This window comes from Curtobacterium sp. MCPF17_047 (assembly GCF_003234045.1).
Taxonomy (GTDB): domain Bacteria; phylum Actinomycetota; class Actinomycetes; order Actinomycetales; family Microbacteriaceae; genus Curtobacterium.
In genome coordinates this window covers 21621-41691 of the sequence record NZ_QKSF01000021.1, presented here as the reverse complement: position 1 = coordinate 41691, position 20071 = coordinate 21621, and the positions used below count along the sequence as shown (strand labels likewise).

The window sequence follows — 20071 nt, the reverse complement described above, 5'->3', positions numbered from 1 at the left end:
GCGGTGGGGTCGGTGGCGGGCGTGGGGCGCGCCTCCAGGCCGGTGGCCGTGCGGCGTGCGTCCCGTCTGCGCTGGAGCCTACCGAGGACCCGGTCCACCACCAGGCCGAGGCCCCCGGCGACGACCATCGAGACGGCGGCGGCGACGAGGGGTTCGTGCAGGAACGACGAGGTGGCGAGCGCGATGCCGATCGAGGTCGCGCTCCAGGCGAGGCCGGCGATCGCGCTGATGCCGAGGAACCGGCGGTAGGGCAGGCCGGTGGCGCCGGCGGTCATGTTGACGGCGACGCGGCCGACCGGGATGTACCGGCCGATCAGGATGAGGCGGGCGGACCGGCGCTGCATCTGCCGCTCGGCGAAGGCGAACGCCGCCGCGATCCGGGGACGCCGAGCGTTCCGGAGCCGCCCGAGTCCGACCCGACGGCCGATGGCGTAGGCGATCGAGTCACCGGCGATCGCGCCCAGGGCAGCGGCTCCGAGCACGGCGGCGAGGACCGGCTGGCCCGAGGTGGCGGCGACCGCGGCGACGGCGACGAGCGCCGTCTCGCTCGGCACCGGCGGGAAGAACCCGTCGACCAGGCAGAGGACGAACAGGACGAGGTAGACGAGCGGCGAGGACGCCAGGTCGACGACGAGTGGGGTGATCTGGTCGAGCACGGTGTCGCTCCTCCCGTCGGCGGACCTCGCCGACGGGTACGACGCTACGGAGCGACCGGCGTCCTGCCATCCCGCTGTGGTCGCGTCCGACCCCCTACCGCGGTATGACTCCGGCGGGGTACGACCCCGGTGCGGTCAGTGCTCCTGGTGCTGTTGCTCGTGGCGCGCTTCGTGCGCGAAGACCACGTCCGGGGCGTCGACCGACCGGTCCGTGACGGTCGTCGGTGCCTCCAGGTGCACGGCACCGGACGGCACGATGCCGACGCCGCCGAAGCGCTCCATGACGAGCCACTGCGCGACGACGTCCTCACCCGCGTGGCCGGACGGAAGCGACTCCCAGAACCGGAAACCGCCGACCGCTTCGAGCGCGGACCGGTCGTACATCGCGCAGGCCCCGACCCAGGCGACCCGGTAGGGCAGCCAACCGCCGGGTTCGACGTCGAGTTCGGCTGCGACGTGCACCAGGTTGGCGGCGTTGTGCAGGGACCAGCGGTCGAACCCGGGCATCCCCCGGCGGACGACCTCGGGCACCACCGGACCGTCCCACAGCGTGAACGGCTCGGTCTCATGCGGTCGACGGTCCTCCAGGTACGACAGACCCTGGACGGCGCTGCCGACGAACCCGGTGTCGAGCGACCGGAGCGCGTCGAGCATGCGCTGGACCGAGCCGGGTTCGAGCCACACGTCGTCGTCGAGGAACAGGACCGCATCTGCCGCGGCGTGGTCGAGCAGGAACTGCCGGTGTTCCGCCAGGCCCCGCCGCTCCGGGTGGGTGAGCAGCGTGACGGGGCGGCCCTGGGCCTCCAGGATGCGGGTCATCGCAGCGATCGCCGGGCGTTCCGCGACGTCACCGGCCTCGGACTGGTCGCTCAGCACCAGGCGGAAGGCGACGTCGGTCTGGGCGGCCAGCCCGGCGAGGGTCGCCGCGAGCTCGGCGGTCCGACCGACCGTCGGGATCAGGACGTCGACGTCCACTTGGGCGCTGCCACCCGGTGCCGTATCGGCCGGACGACCCCACTCGCCGGACCACCGCGCGCCCCGTGTCATGGTTCCCCGGGACCGGTCACGGCGGGGTCGGTCGGCGTCGCACCGGCCGGTGCCGTGCCGTTGCCCGCCGCCCTGCCGTTGCCCGCCGCGGTCTCGCGGATCCGGCGGACGACAGCACTCGTGGAGTGCTCGGCGACGTAGTCGACCATCACGACCTCGCCACCGTGCGCGCGGACCACCTCGGTCTCGCTGAGCATCTCGGGGGAGTAGTCGCCGCCCTTCACGTAGACGTCGGGACGGATGCGCTCGATGAGCGGGATCGGGGTGTCGGTCGCGAACACCGTCACCAGGTCGACGCAGGCCAGGGCGGCGAGCACACCGGCACGGTCCTCAGCCGTGTTGATCGGACGCTCCGGTCCCTTGAGGCGACGGACCGAGTCGTCGTCGTTCAGCGCCACCACGAGCAGGTCGCCGAGCTCGCTCGCCTGCCGCAGGTACGTCGTGTGCCCACGGTGGACGACGTCGAAGCACCCGTTCGTGAAGACGATGCGACGACCGGCGCGCCGGGCTTCCTCGACCGCGTCGGCGAGCTGGTCGTGGTCGACGACGGTCTCGGCGGGGGCCGACACCGACGCCACCAGGGCCTCGGCGGTGCACACGGAGGTGCCGGCTTCGCGCACGACGACGTCGGCTGCTGCCTGGGCGAACGAGACGGCTTCGCGGACGGGGGTGCCGACCGCGAGGGCGACCGAGGCCGCGGCGCAGAACGTGTCGCCGGCACCGGAGGCCTGCTGCTCGGACGCCGGGGTCGCGCGGGTGCGGTGCACGTCGCTGGCCAGGGCCGTGGTGTCCTCGAGCAGGACCGTGCCGTTGCGGTCCAGCGTCACGACGGCGTTCCGCGCACCGGTGACCGTGAGGACCTCTTCCCGAGCGGCGACGACGGTCTCGGCACGTCCGGCACCCTGGCCGAGGTCGCGGCCGAGCAGTGCGGCTGCCTCCCCGGCGTTCGGCGTGACGAGGTCCGGCTGCAGGGCACGCCAGCGCCCGAGGTCGTGCGCGTCGACGACCACGGTGGTCGGCCGGTCCCGCTCGAGGACGGGGACGATCGCGGCGGCGTCGACGCCGAGGTCGTAGTCGCAGACCACGACGGCGTCCGCGGCGGCGGCTCCGTCGGCTGCGGCGATGGTGTCGGGGGTGCCCGGGAAGCGTCCCTGGACCGCCGCTGCCGTCGCCTCGGCGAGGAGGGCCGTGTCCGCCGCACTCGGCGGTCCGGCCAGGTCGTCGACCCGGACGACCACTCGGTCCCCACCGACGATCCGGTCCTTGCTCGTCGTCGTCGCGCCCGGTACCGCGACCAGCCAGCGGGTGTCGACGCCGGCGGCCTCCAGGCGGTCCCGCAGGACCCGGCCGGTCTCGTCGTCGCCGATCAGGGCGACCATCCGGACGTCGGCACCCAGGGCCCGGGCGTTGACCGCGGTGTTCGCCGCGCCTCCCGGGACGGCGATCGTCTCGGTGACGCGGACCACGGGGGCCGGGGCTTCACGGGAGACCCGCTCGGCTGCTCCGACCGTCCAGCGGTCCAGGATGACGTCCCCGACGACCACGACGACCGGCTGGCGCGCGGCGATCGTGTCGACGACGCGGCGGACCATGCGGACGTCGGCGGTCATCGGACGTCCTCGGCCGTCGCGGTGTCCGTGCCGTGGCTGCCGGCGGTGGACGGGTCGACGGCCGTGCCGGTGCCGGTGCTCGCGTCTGTGCTGACGGCGGCCGAGCTCGTCGCGCGTCGCGGGGCTGCCTCGAGGTGCACGACCGTGGTCGTCGTCATCTCGTCGAGCAGGTGCGGGCCGTAGCCGAAACCGGAGCCCGACGCGCCGCGCGGCTCCGCGCTGCCCCCGGGTGCGCCGCCGAACACGGCGTTGACCTTCACGGTGCCGACCGGCAGTTCGGCCGCGGCCTGCAGCGCGGTCGCGGTGTCGGCGGTCAGGACGGTCGCGGCCAGGCCGTAGCGGTCCTCCGCGGCGAGGCGCAGGCCCTCGGCCATGTCCTCGACGACGCGGATCGGGGCGATCGGGCCGAACGTCTCCTCGGTGAGGACGAGCATGTCGTCGGTGCAGCCGGTGAGCACCGTCGCCGGGTAGAACGTGCCCGCGCCCGCGGGGACCGCGCCGCCGGTCAGGACCTGCGCGCCGGCGGCGACGGCCTGGTCGACGTGCTGCTGGACGGTCGCACGGAGGCGCTCGTCCACCAGGGGGCCGAAGTCCGCCGCCGCGGCCGCGGTCTTCCGTTCGGCGGCACGGACCAGGGCGGCGGTGAACTCCTCGGCGATGTCGCGGTGCACGTAGACGCGCTCGACGCTCGTGCAGATCTGCCCGGTGTTCGCGAAGGCCCCGAGGGCGACCTGGTCGGCGGCCCAGACGGGGTCGACGTCGGCGTCCACGACGGCGGCGTCGTTGCCGCCGTTCTCGCGGATGACGTGCGCGCGGGTGCGGAGCGCGGCCTCGGCCAGACGGTCACCCGTCGCGGTCGAACCGACGTGGGCGTAGACGGCGATGCCGTCCTCGGCCAGGAGCTGTTCACCGGTCGTGGCGTCACCGTCGACGCCGACGAGCACGCCGTCGGGAAGCTCGGCGGCGAGCAGGCGGTTGAGCAGTGCGATGGTGCCCGGGCTCCGCTCGCTGCCCTTGTGGACGACGGTGTTGCCGGCGGCGATCGCGGCGCCGAGGATCCCGCACGCGACGGCCACCGGGTCGTTCCACGGGGTCAGGGCGAGGACGACGCCCCGGGGGTGCGGGACGGCGAAGTCGGCGGCACCATGGTTGCCGCGCAGGGCCTCGCCGCGGTGCAGGGGGCCGAGCTCGGCGTACTGGATGAGCGTGTTGATGCCGGCCTCGACTCCGCCGAGGGCGTCGCCCGGGACCTTGCCGGTCTCGCGGGTGTTCATCGCGGCGAGCTCGTCGGCGTGGTCACGGAGCCGCTCGGCCGCTGCCCGGAGGAGCGCCCCACGCTCACCGGGAGCCGTCCGGGCCCATCCGGTCGCCGCTGCCCGCGCACGCGCGACCGCGTCCCGCACCTCGTCCGCCGTGCTCCGGCGGGTCTCCGAGGCCACCTCGCCGGTCACGGGATCGAGCACCGTGATCGTGTCCGCGGACGAGTCGTCCGACGACGGAGCGGTGGTGGTGGGGGCATCGAGCGTCATGTGCGTCCTTCTCGTGGTGGTCCGGTCACGTACACCGGGGCTCTCCACGCTGCACTCCTCCTGCTGGACGCGCCCACGGGTCGCGCCGTGGTGTCCACGGGACGCAGCTGGTCCACGGTCTCGGCACCTGCACCGGCTCCGGTCGGTAGGAACGAAGGGACGCGCGACGGGACACCGGGCAGCGTCGGACGACGAGGAGGACGACAGGCGTGGTGCAGATCGGACGTGGCGGCGATCGCTTCGAGGGGGTCCGCGAGATCGCGGTGCTCCGGGGCGGGGGACTCGGCGACCTCATGTTCGCGATGCCGGCGATCGAGGCGCTGGCCGCCGCGTACCCGGAGGCGCGGATCACCCTGCTCGGCACCCCGATGGCCCGTGTGCTGCTCGCCGGCCGCTCCGACGCGGTGCACGCGGTCGAGGAGTTGCCCGTGTCGCCGGGCGTCCGGGACAGCGGCGACGACGCCCCGGACGCAGAGGACTTCTTCGCCCGCCTGCACGGCCGGTTCGACCTGGCGGTGCAGCTGCACGGCGGTGGCCGGAACTCGAACCCGTTCCTGCTCCGCCTGGGCGCCGCGCACTCGATCGGCACCGCCACCGAGGACGCCGCCCCCACGGAGCGCTGGGTCCGCTACGTCTACTACCAGCACGAGGTGCTCCGCGCGCTCGAGGTCGTCGGGCTCGGCGGTGCCGAACCCGTCACGCTCGATCCGCGCCTCTCCGTGACGGACGACGAGCGGGCCGCGGTCCGGCAGCGCCTCGGCGTCACCGGCCGACTCGTCGCGATGCACCCCGGTGCCACCGACCCCCGCCGGCGCTGGAGCCCGGAGCGGTTCGCTGCCGTCGCGGTCGCCCGACTCGAGGCCGGCGACGACGTCGTCCTCGTCGGGGACGACTCGGACCGGCCGGCCGCGACCACCATCCGGGCGTCGGTGTCCGAGGCCGTCGGGCCCGAGGCTGCCGCCCGCCTGCACGACCTCACCGGGACCCTGCCGCTGCCGGAGCTGCCCGCCGTGCTCGGTGCCGCCGACGTCATGGTCGGCGACGACTCCGGCCCGCGGCACCTCGCCGTCGCGGTCGGCACCCCGACCGTCGGCGTCTTCTGGTTCGGCAACGTCATCAACGCGGGGCCGCTCGACCGCGGACGACACCGCGTCCTGATGAGCTTCGTCACCCGGTGCCCGGTGTGTGGGGTCGACGTCACCCAGGTGGGGTGGAGCGCCGAGCGGTGCGCCCACGACCCGTCGTTCGTCGACGAGATCACCCCGGACCGGGTCCTGGCGGACGTCGCGGACCTGCTCGCCACCAACTGAGGGCGGTGGGCCGGTCCGTCGGGGCCGGTGTGGGCCTCCCGAGGTCGCACGACGTGCCGTGCGCCCCTTGCCGAGGGTGCACGATCGGCTGCCGGTAGGCCGTCCGGGCAGCAGCTCGTGCGACCTCGGCGGCGGGCGGGCGGGTGGGCGGCGGCACGGCGCGACCGGAGACGGACGGGAGGCCCGGTACCAGCTGGTACCGGGCCTCCCGTCCGTCAGGCGCGTGCGCCGGCGCGTGCGCCGGTCGCGTGCACGGGTCAGGGCCAGCTGGGCTCCGTCGCCGGCATGATCGACAGCTCGCGGATCTCGCACCCGGCCGGCTGCGAGAGGGCGAAGATGATCGAGTTCGCGACGTACTCCGGCTCGATGAGCTGCGCGTCCGGACCCGGCTTGTACTGCTCGGTCCGGTCGGCGAAGAAGTTGGTGCGCATGCCGGCGGGGATCACGTTGGTGACGCCGACGCGGCCGGCGGTCTCGGCGGCGAGGGCCTGCGAGAACCCGCGGACGCCGAACTTCGACGCCGAGTAGGCGGTGCCGTGGCCGACGCCGCGCAGGGCGAGCGACGACGAGATCGTGACGACCCGGCCGTGCGTCGCCTCGAGCGCGGGGAGTGCGGCGCGCACGGTCGACGCGGTGCCGATGAGGTTGACGCCGACGATCTTCTCCCAGTTGCCCGACGAGATGGCGTCGATCGGAGCCGGTGTGTCGATCCCCGCCGCGGTCACGACGGCGTCCAGGCCTCCGTGGCGCTCGACCGCTTCGGTGACGGCACGTTCGACGGCGTCGGTGTCCGAGACGTCCACGGCGACGGCGTCGACGCCCTCGGGAACGGCGTCGATGCGCAGGTCGAGGACGATCGGGGTGCCGCCGGCCTCGGTGACGGCGGCCACGACGGCGGCGCCGAGTCCGGAGGCGCCGCCCGTGACGAGGACGCGGCCGATGGGGGTGGTGGGGACGGGCATGGATGTCCTTTGCTGTGGTGGGGCAGGTGGAGAGCGGTGGGGCTCAGCCGACGCGTTCGATCGCGGCGGCGAGCCGGGTGGTGGAGCGGCCCGGGTGGAACGGCACGGTGACGACCCGCCCACCCCACTCGGCGAGGGTCACGGACTCGGGCAGTTCGTCCGCGGTGTAGTCGCCGCCCTTCGCCCAGACGTCCGGGCGGAAGCGGCGGAGCGCCTCGTCGGGGGTGGACTCGTCGAACACGACGACGGCGTCGACGCAGTCCAGCGCGAGGAGGAGCTCGACGCGGTCGTCCTGGCCCATGATCGGCCGGTCGGGGCCCTTGAGCCCCCGGACCGAGTCGTCCGAGTTCAGGCAGACGACCAGGCAGTCGCCGAGTGCCCGCGCTGCCGACAGGGTGCGCGCGTGTCCGGCGTGCAGCAGGTCGAAGCAGCCGCCGGTCGCGACGACGACGCCGCCGGAGGCACGGACCTCGTGGACGACACGCAGTGCGTCCCGGTCCGCGCCGGGCACGGCGATCGGTGCCGGTGGCGCGCCCTCGACGAGCGAGGCGACACCACCGGCGGCGAGGTACGCGGACGCGGCCTCGACCCCGGCCGTGACGGCGTCGGCGATCTCCGCTCCGTCGGCGAGGGCGACGGCGACCCCGGCGGCGAGCCGGTCGCCGGCACCGCAGGGGTCGCCGGCCGTGACGGACGGAGCGGGGACGAACCGGGAGTCGGCGCCGCGGGGCGTGCGGCTGCCGACCAGGGCCCCGCGGTCGCCCATCGTGACGGCGACGGCGCGGACGTCCCAACGGGCGACGAGGTCGGCGGCGGCGTCGGTGGCGAAGGCGACCCCGCTGCCGGCGATGCCGGTGAACCGGTGCGCCTCGCTGGCGTTCGGCGTGACGACGGTGGTGCCGGCGACGGGGGTGGCGCCCTTCGGGTGCGGGTCCCAGACCACGGGGGTGTGCGCGACGACCGCACCGAGCGCGGCACGCATCTCGGCCGCCTCGGTGAGCCGGCGTCCGTAGTCGGCGACGATGACCGCGTCGGCGCCGTCGAGGGCGTCGCGCATCGCGGGCGTCACGGCGGGGACGGGCGGGGTGTCGCAGCCCTCGTCGATCCGCACCAGGGCGTGCTCGCCGACGCGGACCCGGGTCTTCACCGGGGTCGGCGCGCCGGAGGGGCCGTCGACGATGCGGACGCCGGGGAGCAGCGACCGGAGCTGGTCCGCGTGGGCGTCGTCCCCGAGCACGGTGACCAGCGAGACGTCGTGACCGTCCTTCGCGAGCATGGTCGCGACGAGGCCGGCACCACCGGCGCGGCGCTGGTCCGAGCGGACGTCGACGACGGGGACCGGCGCGTCCGGGCTGAGCCGGTCGCTGGTACCGCTGACGTCGACGTCGAGCAGCGTGTCGCCGACGACGACGATGCGGAGTCGCCGGTCGGTCATCGGGTGCCTCCTCGGCGGAGCGCGGGCTCCATGGCCCGACAGAGGGCGTGCACGAGGACGAGCTGCGCCTCCTGCACGTTGGCGGACGGGCCGTCGATGGCGATGGCGTCGTCGACCGCGCCGGCGAGCGGGTTCGGCAGCGCTCCGGTCATCGCGATCGACCGCGCTCCGGCGTCCCGGGCGGCTGCCGCAGCGGCGAGCAGGTTCGGGCTCTTGCCGCTGGTGCTGAGGAGGACGACGACGTCGCCGGCTCGGGCGTGTGCGCGGACCTGACGGGCGAAGACCTGCTCGAAGCCGTAGTCGTTCCCGATCGCGGTGACGGCGGAGGTCTCGGCGTGCAGCGAGATCGCCGAGTACGCGGGTCGGTCACCGTCGAAGCGGCCGGTGAGCTCTGAGGTCAGGTGCTGCGCCTCGGCCGCCGAACCGCCGTTGCCCGCGGCGAGCAGGCGACGCCCGGCCACCAGGCGGGCGGCGATGTCGTCCGCCCAGGCGGCGATGTGGTCGCCGTGGTCGACGAGGGACGCGATGACGGGCACGGATGCCGCGATGTGCTCGAGCACCGTGCGGGTGCTGGTCGAGGCGTCACTGGTCGAGGCGTCGACGGTCGGGGTCTCGGTCGTGCCGATCCCGGTCTGCTCGATGGTCATCGGGCGTTCCTCTCGGTGATGGGGAGCGCGGCCTCGGCCAGCGCGTCCTCGGCGGGTCGGACGGCGTCCGGGATGCGGGTGGTCGGGGCGGTGCCGATGCCGCCGGCCGGACGGACGGGGCGGACCCGGCCACCGGCGACGAGCCGTTCGTAGACGCGCTCGGTGTCGGTGGCGACCTTCTGCCACGTGTACCGGGACTCGGCGCGGCGGCGACCGGCGCGGCCGTAGGCGGCACGTCGCTCCGGGTCGTCGAGCAGTCCGCCGAGGGCTTCGGCGAGACCGTCCTCGTCACGGGGTTCGACGTGCAGCCCGGTGGCGTCCTCGACGACCGTGTCGATGAGCCCACCGACGCGGGAGGCGACCACCGGCACGCCGCAGGCCATCGCCTCGAGCGGGACGATGCCGAACGGCTCGTACCAGGGCGCGCAGACGACGACGTCGGCGCTGCGGTACACCGAGCCCATCGCCTCCTGGGCGAGCTGCCCGCGGAACGAGACGTGGTCGCGGATGCCGAGGTCGCGGGCCAGCGCGTCGAGGCGCTGGTACTCGGGGTCGTCCGGCAGGTCGGCACCGGCCGTGCCGGCACCGCCGACGATGACGAGTTCGACGTCACGGCCGGCTGCGACGAGCTGGGCGACGGCGGCGATCGTCGTGCCGACGCCCTTCCGCTGCACGAGGCGGGAGGCCGTGAGCACCCGGAAGGTGCGCCCGCGTTCCTCGACGGGGCCGTCCGGCCGGAACAGCTCGACGTCCACGCCACACGGGACGACGGAGATGGACCGCAGCGGCACGCCGAGGCTCTTCAGCTCGAACGCCTCGTCGGAGCACGTGGCGACGACCTGGTCGGCGCTCCGGCCGACGGCGGGCTCGAGCCACTCGCGTTCGACGGGGCTGGTGTCCGCGGCCCCCTGGTGTCGACGCTTGACGACGCCGAGGGCGTGGAAGGTCTGCACGACGGGGATCCGGGTACCGCCGGTGCGCACCTGCACCTGGCCCACGGCGTCGATGGTCGCGTGGCCGGACATCCAGAAGTGGCCGTGGACGACGTCGGGCCGGTCGACGAACCACTCCGACGCCAGGACCTGCGCGAACGTGCCCATGTAGGGGAGCAGGTCGTCCTTCGGGACGTGCCGGGCGGGCCCTGCGTCGACGTGGACGACGTCGACGCCGGGTCGGAGCGGCACGCGCACCGGCAGCGATGCGTCATCGCGCCGCGTGTAGACGGTGACGGTGTGGCCGCGGTCGGCCAGTGCGGCGGAGAGCGCGGCGACGTGGACGTTCTGTCCACCGGCGTCCACCCCGCCGAGGGTCGCGAGCGGACTCGCGTGTTCCGAGACCATGGCGATCTTCATCAGATGCTCCTTCCCTGCGGTGCCGCAGCACCCGCACCGACGGTCGTCGCTCCGGTCCGGGACCGGTGTCGTGACCGCACGTCGTCCAGCAGCTCGTCCCAGTCCGCGAGGAACCGGGGCAGCGCGTGCCGCGCGAGCACGGCCTCCCGGGCGACCAGGCCGCGTCGGCGAGCCTCGTCCGGGTCGTCGACCAGCGTCCGGGAGGCCCGCACCAGTTCCTCGACGTCCGTCCCGATCGCGCCGGCCTCGGCGGGCACGGTCCGTGCGGCATCCGTGGTGGCGAGGACCAGCACCGGCATCGCCATGTGCATCGACTCGATGAGCGAGAGGCCGAGCGAGGTCCACCGGTTGGCGTGGACGTAGGCGCGACGACGGGCGAGGGCCGCGTGCATCGGGTCGGGCTTGACGTCGCCCATGCCGACGAGCAGATCACCGTGGCCGAGGTCGTCGAGCTTCTCGGTGCCCATCCCGAACACGTCGACCGGTGCCACCGCGCCGAAGCGGGGGAGCAGGTCGGTGCCCACGACGCGGTTGCGTCGGACGGGTTCGTTGATGACGGCGCCGAACCGCTCGAGCTCGCCGGTGTACAGCGGGCCGGGGTCGACGACGCCGTGCTCGACGACGGTGGTGCGGGTCGAGCCGCAGTCCCACATCAGGGCGTTCCAGTGGGTGACGTGCGCGATGGTCACGTCGTCGCGGTCCCGGAACGGGTGCAGGCTGTCCGGTACGTCGACACGCGGGGCGTTGTGCTCCACGAAGACGACGGGCACGTCACGCCCGCCGAGCAGGTCGCCGGCGACCTCGAGCTCCTCCGGTCGCTGCAGGACGACCAGGTCGACCTCGGCGGCGGCGACGTCCTCGGGTGCGATCTCGATGGCGTTCGTGCCCCAGCTCCGGCCACCGCGACCGAGGCCCCAGCCGTCACGGGCGGGGGTCGTGGGGATGAGGTAGTCGTGCGGGCCGCGGACGAAGGCGTCCATCCAGCCGCCGTGCACGTGCCACACGAGGATCCGCATGCACTGCCTTTCGGTCGCTGTCGATCAGGAGGAGGAGGAGGAGAAGGAGAAGCAGTGCCGCACGCTACGCACGGGTCTCTGGTGCTGCTCGCAGGGAGACGTCGTTCGTCCGCAGAGCGCATCCGACGAGCCGTTCGTGGGCCGCGAGCACGTCGTCGACGGTGACTCGGGCCAGGCACGGATGTCCCGGGACGGGGCAGTCCCGGGCCCGCGACAGCCGGCAGGGCGCGTCCTGGTCGCCGAGCAGTTCCACGTGTTCGGCGTACGGCGCCCACTTCACGGCCGGCACGACGGGGGAGAACAGCGAGACGATCCGGGCACCGACGGCCGCGGCGAGGTGCGCCGGGCCCGTGTTGCCGACGACGACGACCTCGGCTCCGGCCAGGACCGCGGCGAGCACCGCGGGGCTGGTGCGACCGCCGAGGTCGATGCCGGTGCTGCCGGCCACCTCCGCGGTGAGGTCCTTCTCGCCGGGCGAACCGGTCACCACGACGGGGACACCGAGTCGGTCGTACGCGGCCACGAGGTCGCGGTGGGCGGAGGGCGGCCAGGAGCGGGCCTCCACACTGGCCCCGGGGTGCACGACGACGTACCGGTGGAGTGCCGCCACCTCGTCGGGCAGCACCGCGTCGTCGTCGTGCCGCACCCGGAGCCGACCGTCGTCGCCGTCGGGGAGCACGAAGCCCGCGGCCGCCACGATGCGCAGCGCCCGTTCGGGTTCGGGGACGTCCTCGGGCAGGTCCTCACCGGGCCGCAGTCGGACGTCGAGCAGCGAGCCGGGGTGGTCGACCGAGGCGCCGGACACCCGGCGGACCCCGGCGAGACGCAGGAGCATCGCGAGCGGCAGCGGCGACTGGTGGAAGGACGTCAGGACGACCGCCTCGTCGGGTCGCTCCTCGGCGACGAGCGCGCGGAACTCGGCGAGGACGGTGTCGTCGAGCGGCCGGACGGTCTCGGTGACCCATGGTGCCGCCCAGACCCGGAGCGAGTCGACGCCGGGCAGCAGTGCGCCGGCGGGGGAGCCCTGCGGACCGCACAGCAGCGTGACGTGGTCCGCCCCGGCGGCGACGGCCCGGACGGCTGGCCCGGCGACCAGGACGTCCCCGAACGAGTCGAGACGCGCGACGAGCACCCGGCGACCGGTCTGCCCGCTCACGAGGCCCCTCCCGCGGCCCGCGCGAGCACCAGGGCCACGGCCTCCTCGATCGAGCCGGCGACGGTGGTGGCGGCTTCGACCTCGGCGGGCATCGTGCGGTCGGTCGGCACGAGGATCCCCTGGGCTCCCGCAGCCACGGCCGCACTGACGTCGGCGCCGATGTCCCCGATCACGACCAGGTCGGCGGCGTCGAGCCTGAGCTGGTCCGCCGCGGCGAGCACCATGCCCGGTCGCGGCTTCCGGCAGGCGCAGTCGTCGCCGCGGTCGTGCGGGCAGACCTCCCACACGTCGAAGGGCCCGACGAGTTCGTCGACGCGGGCGTTCGTCGCGTCGACCTGGTCCCGGGTCGCCAGGCCCTTCGCGATCGCGGACTGGTTGGTGACGACACCGACGGCGAGGCCGGCGGCGCGGGCCGCGGCGACCGCGTCGGCCGCACCCGCCACGGGCACGACCCGTTCCGGATCGGCGTTGTAGGGAACGTCCACCACCAGGGTGTCGTCGCGGTCGAAGAGCACGCCGCGGAGCGGACGGTCGGAGAGAGCCACACCCCTTCTCTACCGGCACGGCGGCGCTCGTGCCCAACCGGTGCCGGAACCGTGGCGAGCCGTGGCGCGCGGTGGACAGGGTGCTGCCTCCCGCGGACGGGACGGTTTCGTCCCGGTAGCGTCGGTCCACGTGACCGCCGTACCCACCCTGCCCCCGTCCGACGGCCGCCCCGAGCTCGTCGTGCTCCGGGCGATCAAGCTCGGCGACCTGCTCGTCGCCGTGCCCGCGCTGCACGCCCTCCGCCGGGCCTTCCCGGGGCACCGCATCACCCTCGCCACGACCGCCTGGCTCGCCCCGGTCGTCGAGCTCGTCACCGACGTCGACGTCCACCTCGCCCAGCACGGCCTGGACCACCCGATCCACGTGCCGACCGGCGTCGTCGACGTCGCCGTGAACCTGCACGGTGCCGGACCTGAGTCGGGCGACCTCATCGACGCGCTGCAGGCGCGTCGCGTGATCGGCCACGGGACCCCCGACGGTCCGGAGTGGCGGCACGACGTCCACGAGCGCGTCCGGTGGGCGGGTCTCATGACCGCCCACGGCATGCCCGCCGACCCGGACGACGTGTCGATCGCGGTCCCGGCCGTCCCCGCCGTCGTGAGCGGTGCCGCGGTCGTGCACGTCGGGGCCTTCCACGGCGCCCGACACTGGCCGGTCGACCGGTTCGCCGACGTGGTCCGCGGACTCGTCGCCCGCGGGCACCACGTGGTCCTGACGGGAGGTGCGGACGACGTCGAGCGCGCGCTGGCCGTCGCCGAGCTGGCCGGGCTCGACGACTCGGCGGTCCTCGCCGGACGTCTGGACCTGCAGCCGTTCGCCGCCGTCGTGGCCGCCGCGAGCCTCCTGGTCACCGTCGACACGGGAGCGGCGCACCTGGCCTCCGCCTACGGGATCCCCTCGGTCGTGCTCTTCGGCCCGGCGCCACCCGAGGCCTGGGGGCCGCCCTCGTCGGGCCCGCACGTGGTGCTCACCGACGCGTCCGTCCGCCGCGGCGACGTCTTCGCCGAGGACCCGGACCCTGCCATCCTCGCCGTCAGCGCGGACGACGTCCTCGCTGCGGTCGACGGACTGCGCGTGACGCCCGCCGTCACCGCACACAGCGCCGATCGGTAGCGTCGATCCGACGGCACGGACGGTCCGGCCGTCGAAGGGAGCCGCCGTGTTCGAAGCAGCCAACATCCGGGACTGGATCGGCCTGCCGGTCGTCGACGCCCAGGAGGACAAGATCGGCAACCTCGAGAGCATCTACTACGACACCGCGACACAGCAGCCGGCCTTCGGGTCCGTGACCACGGGTGTCGTGGGCAAGAAGCTCGTGTTCGTGCCGCTCGTCGGCGCCACCGTCGCGCCGAAGCACCTGCTCGTGACGTTCGACAAGAAGACCGTGAAGGACGCGCCCTCGATCGCCACCGACGGCGAGCTCGACGCGGCGACCGAGCCTGAGCTCTTCCAGCACTACGGCCTCGACTACCAGGCCGGCGTCGGCGGCGAGCGTCGTCTCGGGCGGCGCTGAGTCCTGCCCACCGGACCGGCGTCGTGCCAGGGCGGGTCGAGCGTGACCGGCTGGCCTGGTCCGCTCGACCCTGACCCGAACCTCCCGGAGCCCACCCTGCGCCGTCCGTCCCGTGCTCGCGAGCGCGCCACCCGTGTGGTGCGCGCGCTCGTGGTGTCCGTCGTGCTCACGGGTGTGGCCCTGGTGGGTGGGCCGGGGTCTGCGCTCGTCCCGCAGGCCGCGGTCGCCGCACCGCAGTGGCCGGTCCCGCAGCCCTTCCCGGTGACCGACGACCCACCCGAGACACTGACGGACCTGCCGCCGGGCAGCGAGTACGTCGCACTCGGCGACTCGTACTCGGCCGGGTACGGCCTGGCGAACCCGACGGGTCTGCCGGTCGGTGCCTGCGCGCAGTCCGGCCGGGACTACCCGCACCGCATCGCAGCGCGGTTCGGGCTCGCCCTGACGGACGTCACGTGCGCCGGTGCGACCAGCGAGGACGTCCGGGAGCGCACGCAGTGGCGTGGCGCACCGCCGCAGATCGAGGCCCTGTCCGACTCCACCCGGCTCGTCACCCTGACCATCGGTGGCAACGACGCCGACCTGTTCGGCACCGCTGCATCGTGCATGGCGCTGTCGGCATCCGGGCCGGTCTTCTCCGGCAAGAACGCGCCGTCGTGCCGGAGCACGCTCGACGTCGACGGGGTCGACACCCTCGGGGCGAAGATCGAGAGCCGCGTCGCCCTGGGCATCGCGGAGACGCTGGCGGACATCCGTCGGGCGGCCCCGAACGCCACGGTCCTCCTGCTCGGGTACCCGGCGATCTTCCCGGACGCCGATCACACCCCGGAACGCGGGTGCTTCCGGCCTGCCGTCGACCTCGGCACCCTCGCCGGTCGGTTCCCCTCGGACACGTACCCGTTCACCGACACCGACGTCCGGTGGCTGCACGGGATCCAGGAGCAGCTCGACGAGGTCGGGCAGTCCGCCGCCCGCGCCGCCGGGGTCCGCTTCGTCGACGTCTTCGACACGACCCAGGCCCACTCGGCCTGCGCCCGGTCCGGCGCGTACGTGTCAGGGGTCTCGCTCGACTCGTTCGGCGGGTTCAGCAGCATCGACCTCGAGCCCGGAGCGCTGCACCCGAACACCGCCGGAGTCCGGTACCTGACCGGCCGGCTCGACGCGGAACTCCGCGAGCTCCTCGGCTGACGTCCTGCTGCTGCAGGACGGGTCGCGGCGCCGTCGGGCATCTCAGGCGCGCAGGACCTCGGCGAGGCGGTCCATCAGCGTCGGCACCGTCGACAGGACCGCGATGTGGCCGGCGTCCGGACGCTCCTCGTACGCCGCCCCGGGCATCGCCTCGGCCAGCGCTCGGCCGTGCGCCACCGGGACGACCCGGTCCCGCCTGCCGTGCACCAGGAACGTCGGCACCGTGACCGCCGACAGGGCGAACCCCCAGTCCGTCACGAACGCCACGTCGTCGTCGGCCCCACCCTGGAGGCCCGACCCGCCTGCCGCCGTCGCATCCTGCCCCAGTGCGGCCCAGTCACCGTCGAGGGCGGCCCAGTCGGTGTCGACGAACTGGGACGGGTCGAAGGCGGCGGAGGCTGCCCAGGTGATGCGGGCCCGGCGTCCGGCGGTGGCGGCGCGGAGGCCGGCGTCGTCCGCCATGCCGTCCCACCAGGTGGGCGAGTCGTCGAAGGGAGCGGGCGAGGCGAGGGTCGCGACCGCGGCGACCCGGTCCGGCAGGAGGGCCGCAGCGGCGAGGGCGTGCGGTCCGCCGCCGGAGCCACCGAGCGCGGCGACGCGGTCGATGCCGAGGGCGTCGAGCACCTGCTCGAGGTCGTGTGCGCCGTCGGCGACCCGCCGACCCGGCAGCGGGTCGGCCCCGCCGTACCCGGGGCGGGTGACGGCGACCAGGCGCAGGCCGCGGTCGGTGGCGGCGCTCCGCAGCGGTTCGAAGAGCACACCGGTGTGGGGAGACTCGTGATGCCAGACGAGCGTCGGCCAGCCGCCGTCGGCGCCGTGGTCGGCAGCGGTGTCGTCGACCAGGACGGAACGGCCGTCACCGAGCTCGATGGTCTGCATGCGCGCGAGGGTAGTCTCCGACCGTGCCCCCTCGCTCTGCCGGACTGCTGCTGCACCGCGGCACCGGCCCCTCGCTGGAGGTCTTCGTCGCCCACATGGGCGGCCCGTTCTGGCGTCGACGTCCGCGCGCGTGGTCGATCCCGAAGGGGGAGATCGAGGCGGGGGAGGACACGCTGGCGACGGCCCTCCGCGAGTTCGGCGAGGAGATCGGCGTCCCCGCTCCCGGCGGCACACCGGAACTGCTCGGCGACTTCCGGCAGGCGTCCGGCAAGGTCGTGACGGTCTGGACCCTGGACGCACCGGACTTCGTGGTCGAGGTCGTCCGGAGCAACACCGTGTCGCTGGAACTGCCCCGCGGGTCGGGCCGTTCCGTCGAGGTTCCCGAGGTCGACGATGCCCGCTGGGTGCCGCTCGCCGAGGCGCGGGAACTCGTCGTCGCCGGTCAGGTGGCTGCGCTCGACGCCCTGGCGCACCGCGGCTGAGCGCTGCCGGCTACCGCTCGCCGGCGGTCCGGACCGACCCCGTGGCGGTCTGGATCGACGCGGTCGCGGCACGGTGCACCGTGGCGACGGACCCGGTGACGGTCTGGATCGCCCGGCTGACGGTCGGGATCGAGCTCGTGACGACGGCGAGCGACGACGTCAGCACGTGGATCGACGACGTGCTGAGGTGCGGCTGCGTCGTGGCGTGCACCGGGAAGCCGCGCTTGGCGAAGGCCACGACGGAGAGCCCCGCGACCAGGACGAGCGCCCCCGCGAACGGCAGCGTCTGCAGTCCCGACAGACCGAGCACCTGGCCGCCGATCGCGGCACCGCCGGCGATGCCGATGTTCGAGGCCCCGTTGACCAGGGCACCTGCGATCTCCGGACTGACCCCGCCGGTGCGGATGGCGGCGGCCATGAACAGCGTTCCGGTCGTGCCGTTCGCCGCCATCCAGACGCCGGCGACGGCCATCGTGCCGACCAGGGATCCGTGCGCGAACGGCATCACGACGAACGCGGCGGCCATCGCGGCGATCGCGGCGATCAGCGTCCGGCGGGGAGCCCGGTCGACGAACACCCCGGCCAGCCAGAGGCCGATCACGCCGGTGCCGCCGAGGACGAGCAGGGCGCCCGAGACCATGCCGACGTCGAGTCCGGCGTCGACGACGTACGGGCCGATGTACGTGTACACGACGTAGTGCCCGGCGAAGAGCAGCAGGTCGGCGACGACGACCGACAGCAGTCCGGTGCGCGCCCAGGCCTTCGGCGAGCCGACGTGCGGCGACGCGGCTCCGCGGACGGCGGGCAGGCACACCGCGGCCACGACGGCGAGCAGTGCGGCGCACGCCGCGACTCCGCCGACGGCAGGGCGCCACCCGACGGACTGCCCGACGCCGGTGGCGAGGGGGACGCCGATCACGAAGCCGAGTGAGCTGCCGGAGTAGACGAACGCGATGGCGCGGCCGGCGAGCCGGGGCGGGACGATCCGCGTGGCGTAGGCCGAGGCGACCGAGAAGAACAGGGCGTGCGCGATGCCGCCGACCACGCGTCCGGCGCAGACCACGGCGAAGGACGGGGCGAGGGCGACGAGCGCGTTCGACACCGTGTAGCCGACGAGGGTCGCGACGAGGACCGTCTTCCGGGGGAGCTTCGCGGTGAGCGAGGTCAGGGGGAGTGCGAGCAGGGCGACGGCCGCCGCGTACACCGTGATGACGATGCCCATGGTGGACTCGGTGACGCCGAGGTCCTCGCTCATGGTGCCGAGCAGGCCGACCGGCATCAGTTCGGTGGTGATGGCGAAGAACGTGGCGAGGCCGAGGACGGCGATCCCGATCACCGACGACGTCGTGACGGTGATCGGCGTCGTGTGCGGCTGGACGGTTCGGTTGCTGGTGGTGGACACGGCGGCTGACCTCCTCGAGGACGTGCGAGGAGCGCGCGGGAACGACGGGGTGTTCGACCGGTCGGGGCGCGCTCGCGGGTGGTGGGCGGGATGTGGAGATGTGGTTCTGGCCACTCCACGGCGAGTGCGCTCCACCCAGTGTTGCACGGCCCGTGCCGATCACGCGAGGACCTCCGGACCGTTCTCGCGATGCTCTCAGGAGCGCTCCAACGCCCGGACTCTCGGGAGGGGAGCGGAGCGTGCCCGCGGATCAGTACAGCGGCGCGGGCGAGCTCGTCACGGTGCCACGGACCGCGCCACCCACGACCCGCAGCCAGAGCGTGCCGCTCGACGAGGTGTCGGAGAGCGAGACCGCCCCGTGCAGGGCGTCGTCCCGGGGGTAGCAGGCGCTCGTGCCCTGCCGACGGTCGGCCGTCGCCACGAGGCAGATCGTCGAGCTGTCCCGTCCGACGCCGGCCCAGACGTTCCAGGGCGTCGCCGCGTCGTCGCCGGCCAGCGACCGGTTCGTGAACACGAGTCGGGTGGTGTGCAGCGACACCGGCGAGTCCATGCCGCCGGGCAGCTGGTCGGCGTAGGTCTGCGGCAGGTCGAGCATCTGCTCGAGCGTCACCGTCCCCGCTGCTGGCGTCGTCACCGTGGTCGCCGGCTCGGCGGTGCTGCGGGTCCCGATCGACAGGCCGACGCCCGTCCCCGCGACCAGGCCGATCACGACGGCGGCGCCCCCGAGCGCCCACAGCACGGTCCGGTCGGTCCGCCGGACCCGCCCGAACACCTCCCGGGCACGGTGGGCGAGGCCGCCGACCGGGAGGCTCGCCCCACGACGTCCGTCGGCGGTCGCCCCGGACGGCTGGTCGCGCTCGACACCGTCGGTCACCGACGACGGGGTGTCTCCGGCGTCGCGGGTGTCGTCTCCGGGCTCCGTCCTCCCGGTCGGGTGGACGTCGGGCCCGGCGGTCCGGATCGTCGGCGCGACGTCCGGGGTGGTCGGGGCGTCCGGGGCGGGGGCAGCCTCGGGAACGACCGGTGCCGCGCTCGGAACGCCCGGCGCAGCAGCCGCGACGACCTGCGTACGAGGACCACGACCCCGATGCGGCCCCGCGGCGGGGGCGACCATCGTGACGGGCCGTCTGCGTGCCTCCCGGTCGAGGTCCGCAAGCGCGATGCGGGCGCGCGCCGCGTCCGCCGGGGTCGACCCTGCGCCCCAGGCGATGTGTTCGAGACGCGCTCGTGCTGCCGCGTCGTCGTCGGTCCGGCTCATGCGCGCTCCTCGTCGTCACGCCTGCTGTCATGCTGCCACCGGTACGCCGACGGCGCGCACCCAGACCGGGGGGAGTACGCCCG

19 protein-coding genes are annotated in these 20071 nt (G+C 74.4%); 5 read left to right on the top strand and 14 right to left on the bottom strand.

What is annotated here, in order from left to right; genetic code table 11:
* The 4 genes from DEJ33_RS16050 to DEJ33_RS16035 form a co-directional block, all read right to left on the bottom strand.
* Positions 1-656, bottom strand: a 656-nt coding sequence (locus tag DEJ33_RS16050; protein WP_111079658.1) for a DedA family protein, incomplete at its 3' end; no start/stop codon positions are given.
* 135 nt (positions 657-791) lie between these two features.
* A complete protein-coding gene (locus tag DEJ33_RS16045; protein WP_258374524.1) occupies positions 792-1631 on the bottom strand; it encodes a glycosyltransferase family 2 protein in 840 nt (279 codons plus the stop codon).
* 68 nt (positions 1632-1699) lie between these two features.
* The gene (rfaE2, locus tag DEJ33_RS16040) at positions 1700-3313 is read right to left on the bottom strand and encodes a D-glycero-beta-D-manno-heptose 1-phosphate adenylyltransferase (RefSeq protein ID WP_111079654.1); all 1614 of its coding nucleotides are present in this window, start codon (positions 3311-3313) and stop codon (positions 1700-1702) included.
* Positions 3310-4842: an aldehyde dehydrogenase gene (locus DEJ33_RS16035; protein WP_111079652.1), complete on the bottom strand. Its 1533-nt coding sequence runs from the start codon at positions 4840-4842 to the stop codon at positions 3310-3312. The genes rfaE2 and DEJ33_RS16035 overlap by 4 nt, the downstream gene beginning before the upstream one ends.
* Before the next feature lie 209 nt (positions 4843-5051).
* On the opposite strand from DEJ33_RS16035, the gene DEJ33_RS16030 reads away from it, so the two are divergent.
* On the top strand, positions 5052-6152 hold the full coding sequence (locus DEJ33_RS16030; RefSeq protein WP_111079650.1) for a glycosyltransferase family 9 protein: 1101 nt from the start codon (positions 5052-5054) through the stop codon (positions 6150-6152).
* 257 nt (positions 6153-6409) lie between these two features.
* Here the strand turns inward: DEJ33_RS16030 and DEJ33_RS16025 are convergent, their stop codons facing one another.
* From DEJ33_RS16025 to DEJ33_RS15995, 7 genes are all read right to left on the bottom strand, one after another.
* Complete coding sequence (locus DEJ33_RS16025) at positions 6410-7114, bottom strand: SDR family oxidoreductase (protein WP_110902336.1); 705 nt, start codon at positions 7112-7114, stop codon at positions 6410-6412.
* A 43-nt stretch (positions 7115-7157) separates the two neighbouring features.
* Positions 7158-8549: a PfkB family carbohydrate kinase gene (locus tag DEJ33_RS16020; protein WP_111077106.1), complete on the bottom strand. Its 1392-nt coding sequence runs from the start codon at positions 8547-8549 to the stop codon at positions 7158-7160.
* On the bottom strand, positions 8546-9196 hold the full coding sequence (locus DEJ33_RS16015) for an SIS domain-containing protein (protein WP_111077107.1): 651 nt from the start codon (positions 9194-9196) through the stop codon (positions 8546-8548). The genes DEJ33_RS16020 and DEJ33_RS16015 overlap by 4 nt, the downstream gene beginning before the upstream one ends.
* On the bottom strand, positions 9193-10548 hold the full coding sequence (locus tag DEJ33_RS16010) for a glycosyltransferase (protein WP_111077108.1): 1356 nt from the start codon (positions 10546-10548) through the stop codon (positions 9193-9195). Before DEJ33_RS16010 ends, DEJ33_RS16015 begins: the two co-directional genes overlap by 4 nt.
* Positions 10548-11564, bottom strand: coding sequence for a glycosyltransferase family 1 protein (locus DEJ33_RS16005; RefSeq protein ID WP_258374525.1), 1017 nt, complete (start codon positions 11562-11564; stop codon positions 10548-10550). The genes DEJ33_RS16010 and DEJ33_RS16005 overlap by 1 nt, the downstream gene beginning before the upstream one ends.
* 64 nt (positions 11565-11628) lie before the next feature.
* The gene (locus DEJ33_RS16000; protein WP_111077109.1) at positions 11629-12720 is read right to left on the bottom strand and encodes a glycosyltransferase family 9 protein; all 1092 of its coding nucleotides are present in this window, start codon (positions 12718-12720) and stop codon (positions 11629-11631) included.
* Entirely contained in the window at positions 12717-13265 is a 549-nt protein-coding gene (locus DEJ33_RS15995; protein WP_111195510.1) for an HAD-IIIA family hydrolase, read from the bottom strand. The genes DEJ33_RS16000 and DEJ33_RS15995 overlap by 4 nt, the downstream gene beginning before the upstream one ends.
* A 130-nt stretch (positions 13266-13395) precedes the next feature.
* Between DEJ33_RS15995 and DEJ33_RS15990 the strand changes: the two genes are divergently transcribed.
* Genes DEJ33_RS15990 through DEJ33_RS15980 form a run of 3 tightly spaced genes read left to right on the top strand, consistent with a single transcriptional unit; the run spans position 13396 to position 15967 of the window.
* Positions 13396-14379, top strand: coding sequence for a glycosyltransferase family 9 protein (locus tag DEJ33_RS15990; RefSeq protein WP_111077111.1), 984 nt, complete (start codon positions 13396-13398; stop codon positions 14377-14379).
* Positions 14380-14425: 46 nt separating this feature from the next.
* Positions 14426-14779 carry a PRC-barrel domain-containing protein gene (locus DEJ33_RS15985; protein WP_111077112.1) on the top strand — a complete coding sequence of 118 codons (354 nt, stop codon included), beginning with the start codon at positions 14426-14428 and terminating at the stop codon, positions 14777-14779.
* Between the two features lie 42 nt (positions 14780-14821).
* Positions 14822-15967: an SGNH/GDSL hydrolase family protein gene (locus DEJ33_RS15980; protein WP_181436504.1), complete on the top strand. Its 1146-nt coding sequence runs from the start codon at positions 14822-14824 to the stop codon at positions 15965-15967.
* 42 nt (positions 15968-16009) lie between these two features.
* Here DEJ33_RS15980 and DEJ33_RS15975 read toward each other — a convergent pair whose 3' ends face one another.
* Positions 16010-16846: an alpha/beta fold hydrolase gene (locus DEJ33_RS15975; protein WP_111077114.1), complete on the bottom strand. Its 837-nt coding sequence runs from the start codon at positions 16844-16846 to the stop codon at positions 16010-16012.
* Between the two features lie 23 nt (positions 16847-16869).
* Between DEJ33_RS15975 and DEJ33_RS15970 the strand changes: the two genes are divergently transcribed.
* The gene (locus tag DEJ33_RS15970; protein ID WP_111077115.1) at positions 16870-17328 is read left to right on the top strand and encodes an NUDIX domain-containing protein; all 459 of its coding nucleotides are present in this window, start codon (positions 16870-16872) and stop codon (positions 17326-17328) included.
* Positions 17329-17338: 10 nt separating this feature from the next.
* Here DEJ33_RS15970 and DEJ33_RS15965 read toward each other — a convergent pair whose 3' ends face one another.
* Positions 17339-18730 (bottom strand): MFS transporter, encoded by a 1392-nt coding sequence (locus DEJ33_RS15965; protein WP_111195509.1) that lies wholly within the window; start codon positions 18728-18730, stop codon positions 17339-17341.
* 250 nt (positions 18731-18980) lie between these two features.
* The gene (locus DEJ33_RS17365; protein WP_181432799.1) at positions 18981-19988 is read right to left on the bottom strand and encodes a hypothetical protein; all 1008 of its coding nucleotides are present in this window, start codon (positions 19986-19988) and stop codon (positions 18981-18983) included.
* Positions 19989-20071 lie beyond the last annotated feature (83 nt).

Coding starts and splice junctions, on each gene's coding strand:
- DEJ33_RS16025 (WP_110902336.1), bottom strand. CDS start 7,114: ATGCCCGTCCCCACCACCCCCATCGGCCGCGTCCTCGTCACGGGCGGC.
- DEJ33_RS15975 (WP_111077114.1), bottom strand. CDS start 16,846: ATGCAGACCATCGAGCTCGGTGACGGCCGTTCCGTCCTGGTCGACGAC.
- rfaE2 (WP_111079654.1), bottom strand. CDS start 3,313: ATGACCGCCGACGTCCGCATGGTCCGCCGCGTCGTCGACACGATCGCC.
- DEJ33_RS16020 (WP_111077106.1), bottom strand. CDS start 8,549: ATGACCGACCGGCGACTCCGCATCGTCGTCGTCGGCGACACGCTGCTC.
- DEJ33_RS16005 (WP_258374525.1), bottom strand. CDS start 11,564: ATGCGGATCCTCGTGTGGCACGTGCACGGCGGCTGGATGGACGCCTTC.
- DEJ33_RS16035 (WP_111079652.1), bottom strand. CDS start 4,842: ATGACGCTCGATGCCCCCACCACCACCGCTCCGTCGTCGGACGACTCG.
- DEJ33_RS17365 (WP_181432799.1), bottom strand. CDS start 19,988: ATGAGCCGGACCGACGACGACGCGGCAGCACGAGCGCGTCTCGAACAC.
- DEJ33_RS16015 (WP_111077107.1), bottom strand. CDS start 9,196: ATGACCATCGAGCAGACCGGGATCGGCACGACCGAGACCCCGACCGTC.
- DEJ33_RS16010 (WP_111077108.1), bottom strand. CDS start 10,548: ATGAAGATCGCCATGGTCTCGGAACACGCGAGTCCGCTCGCGACCCTC.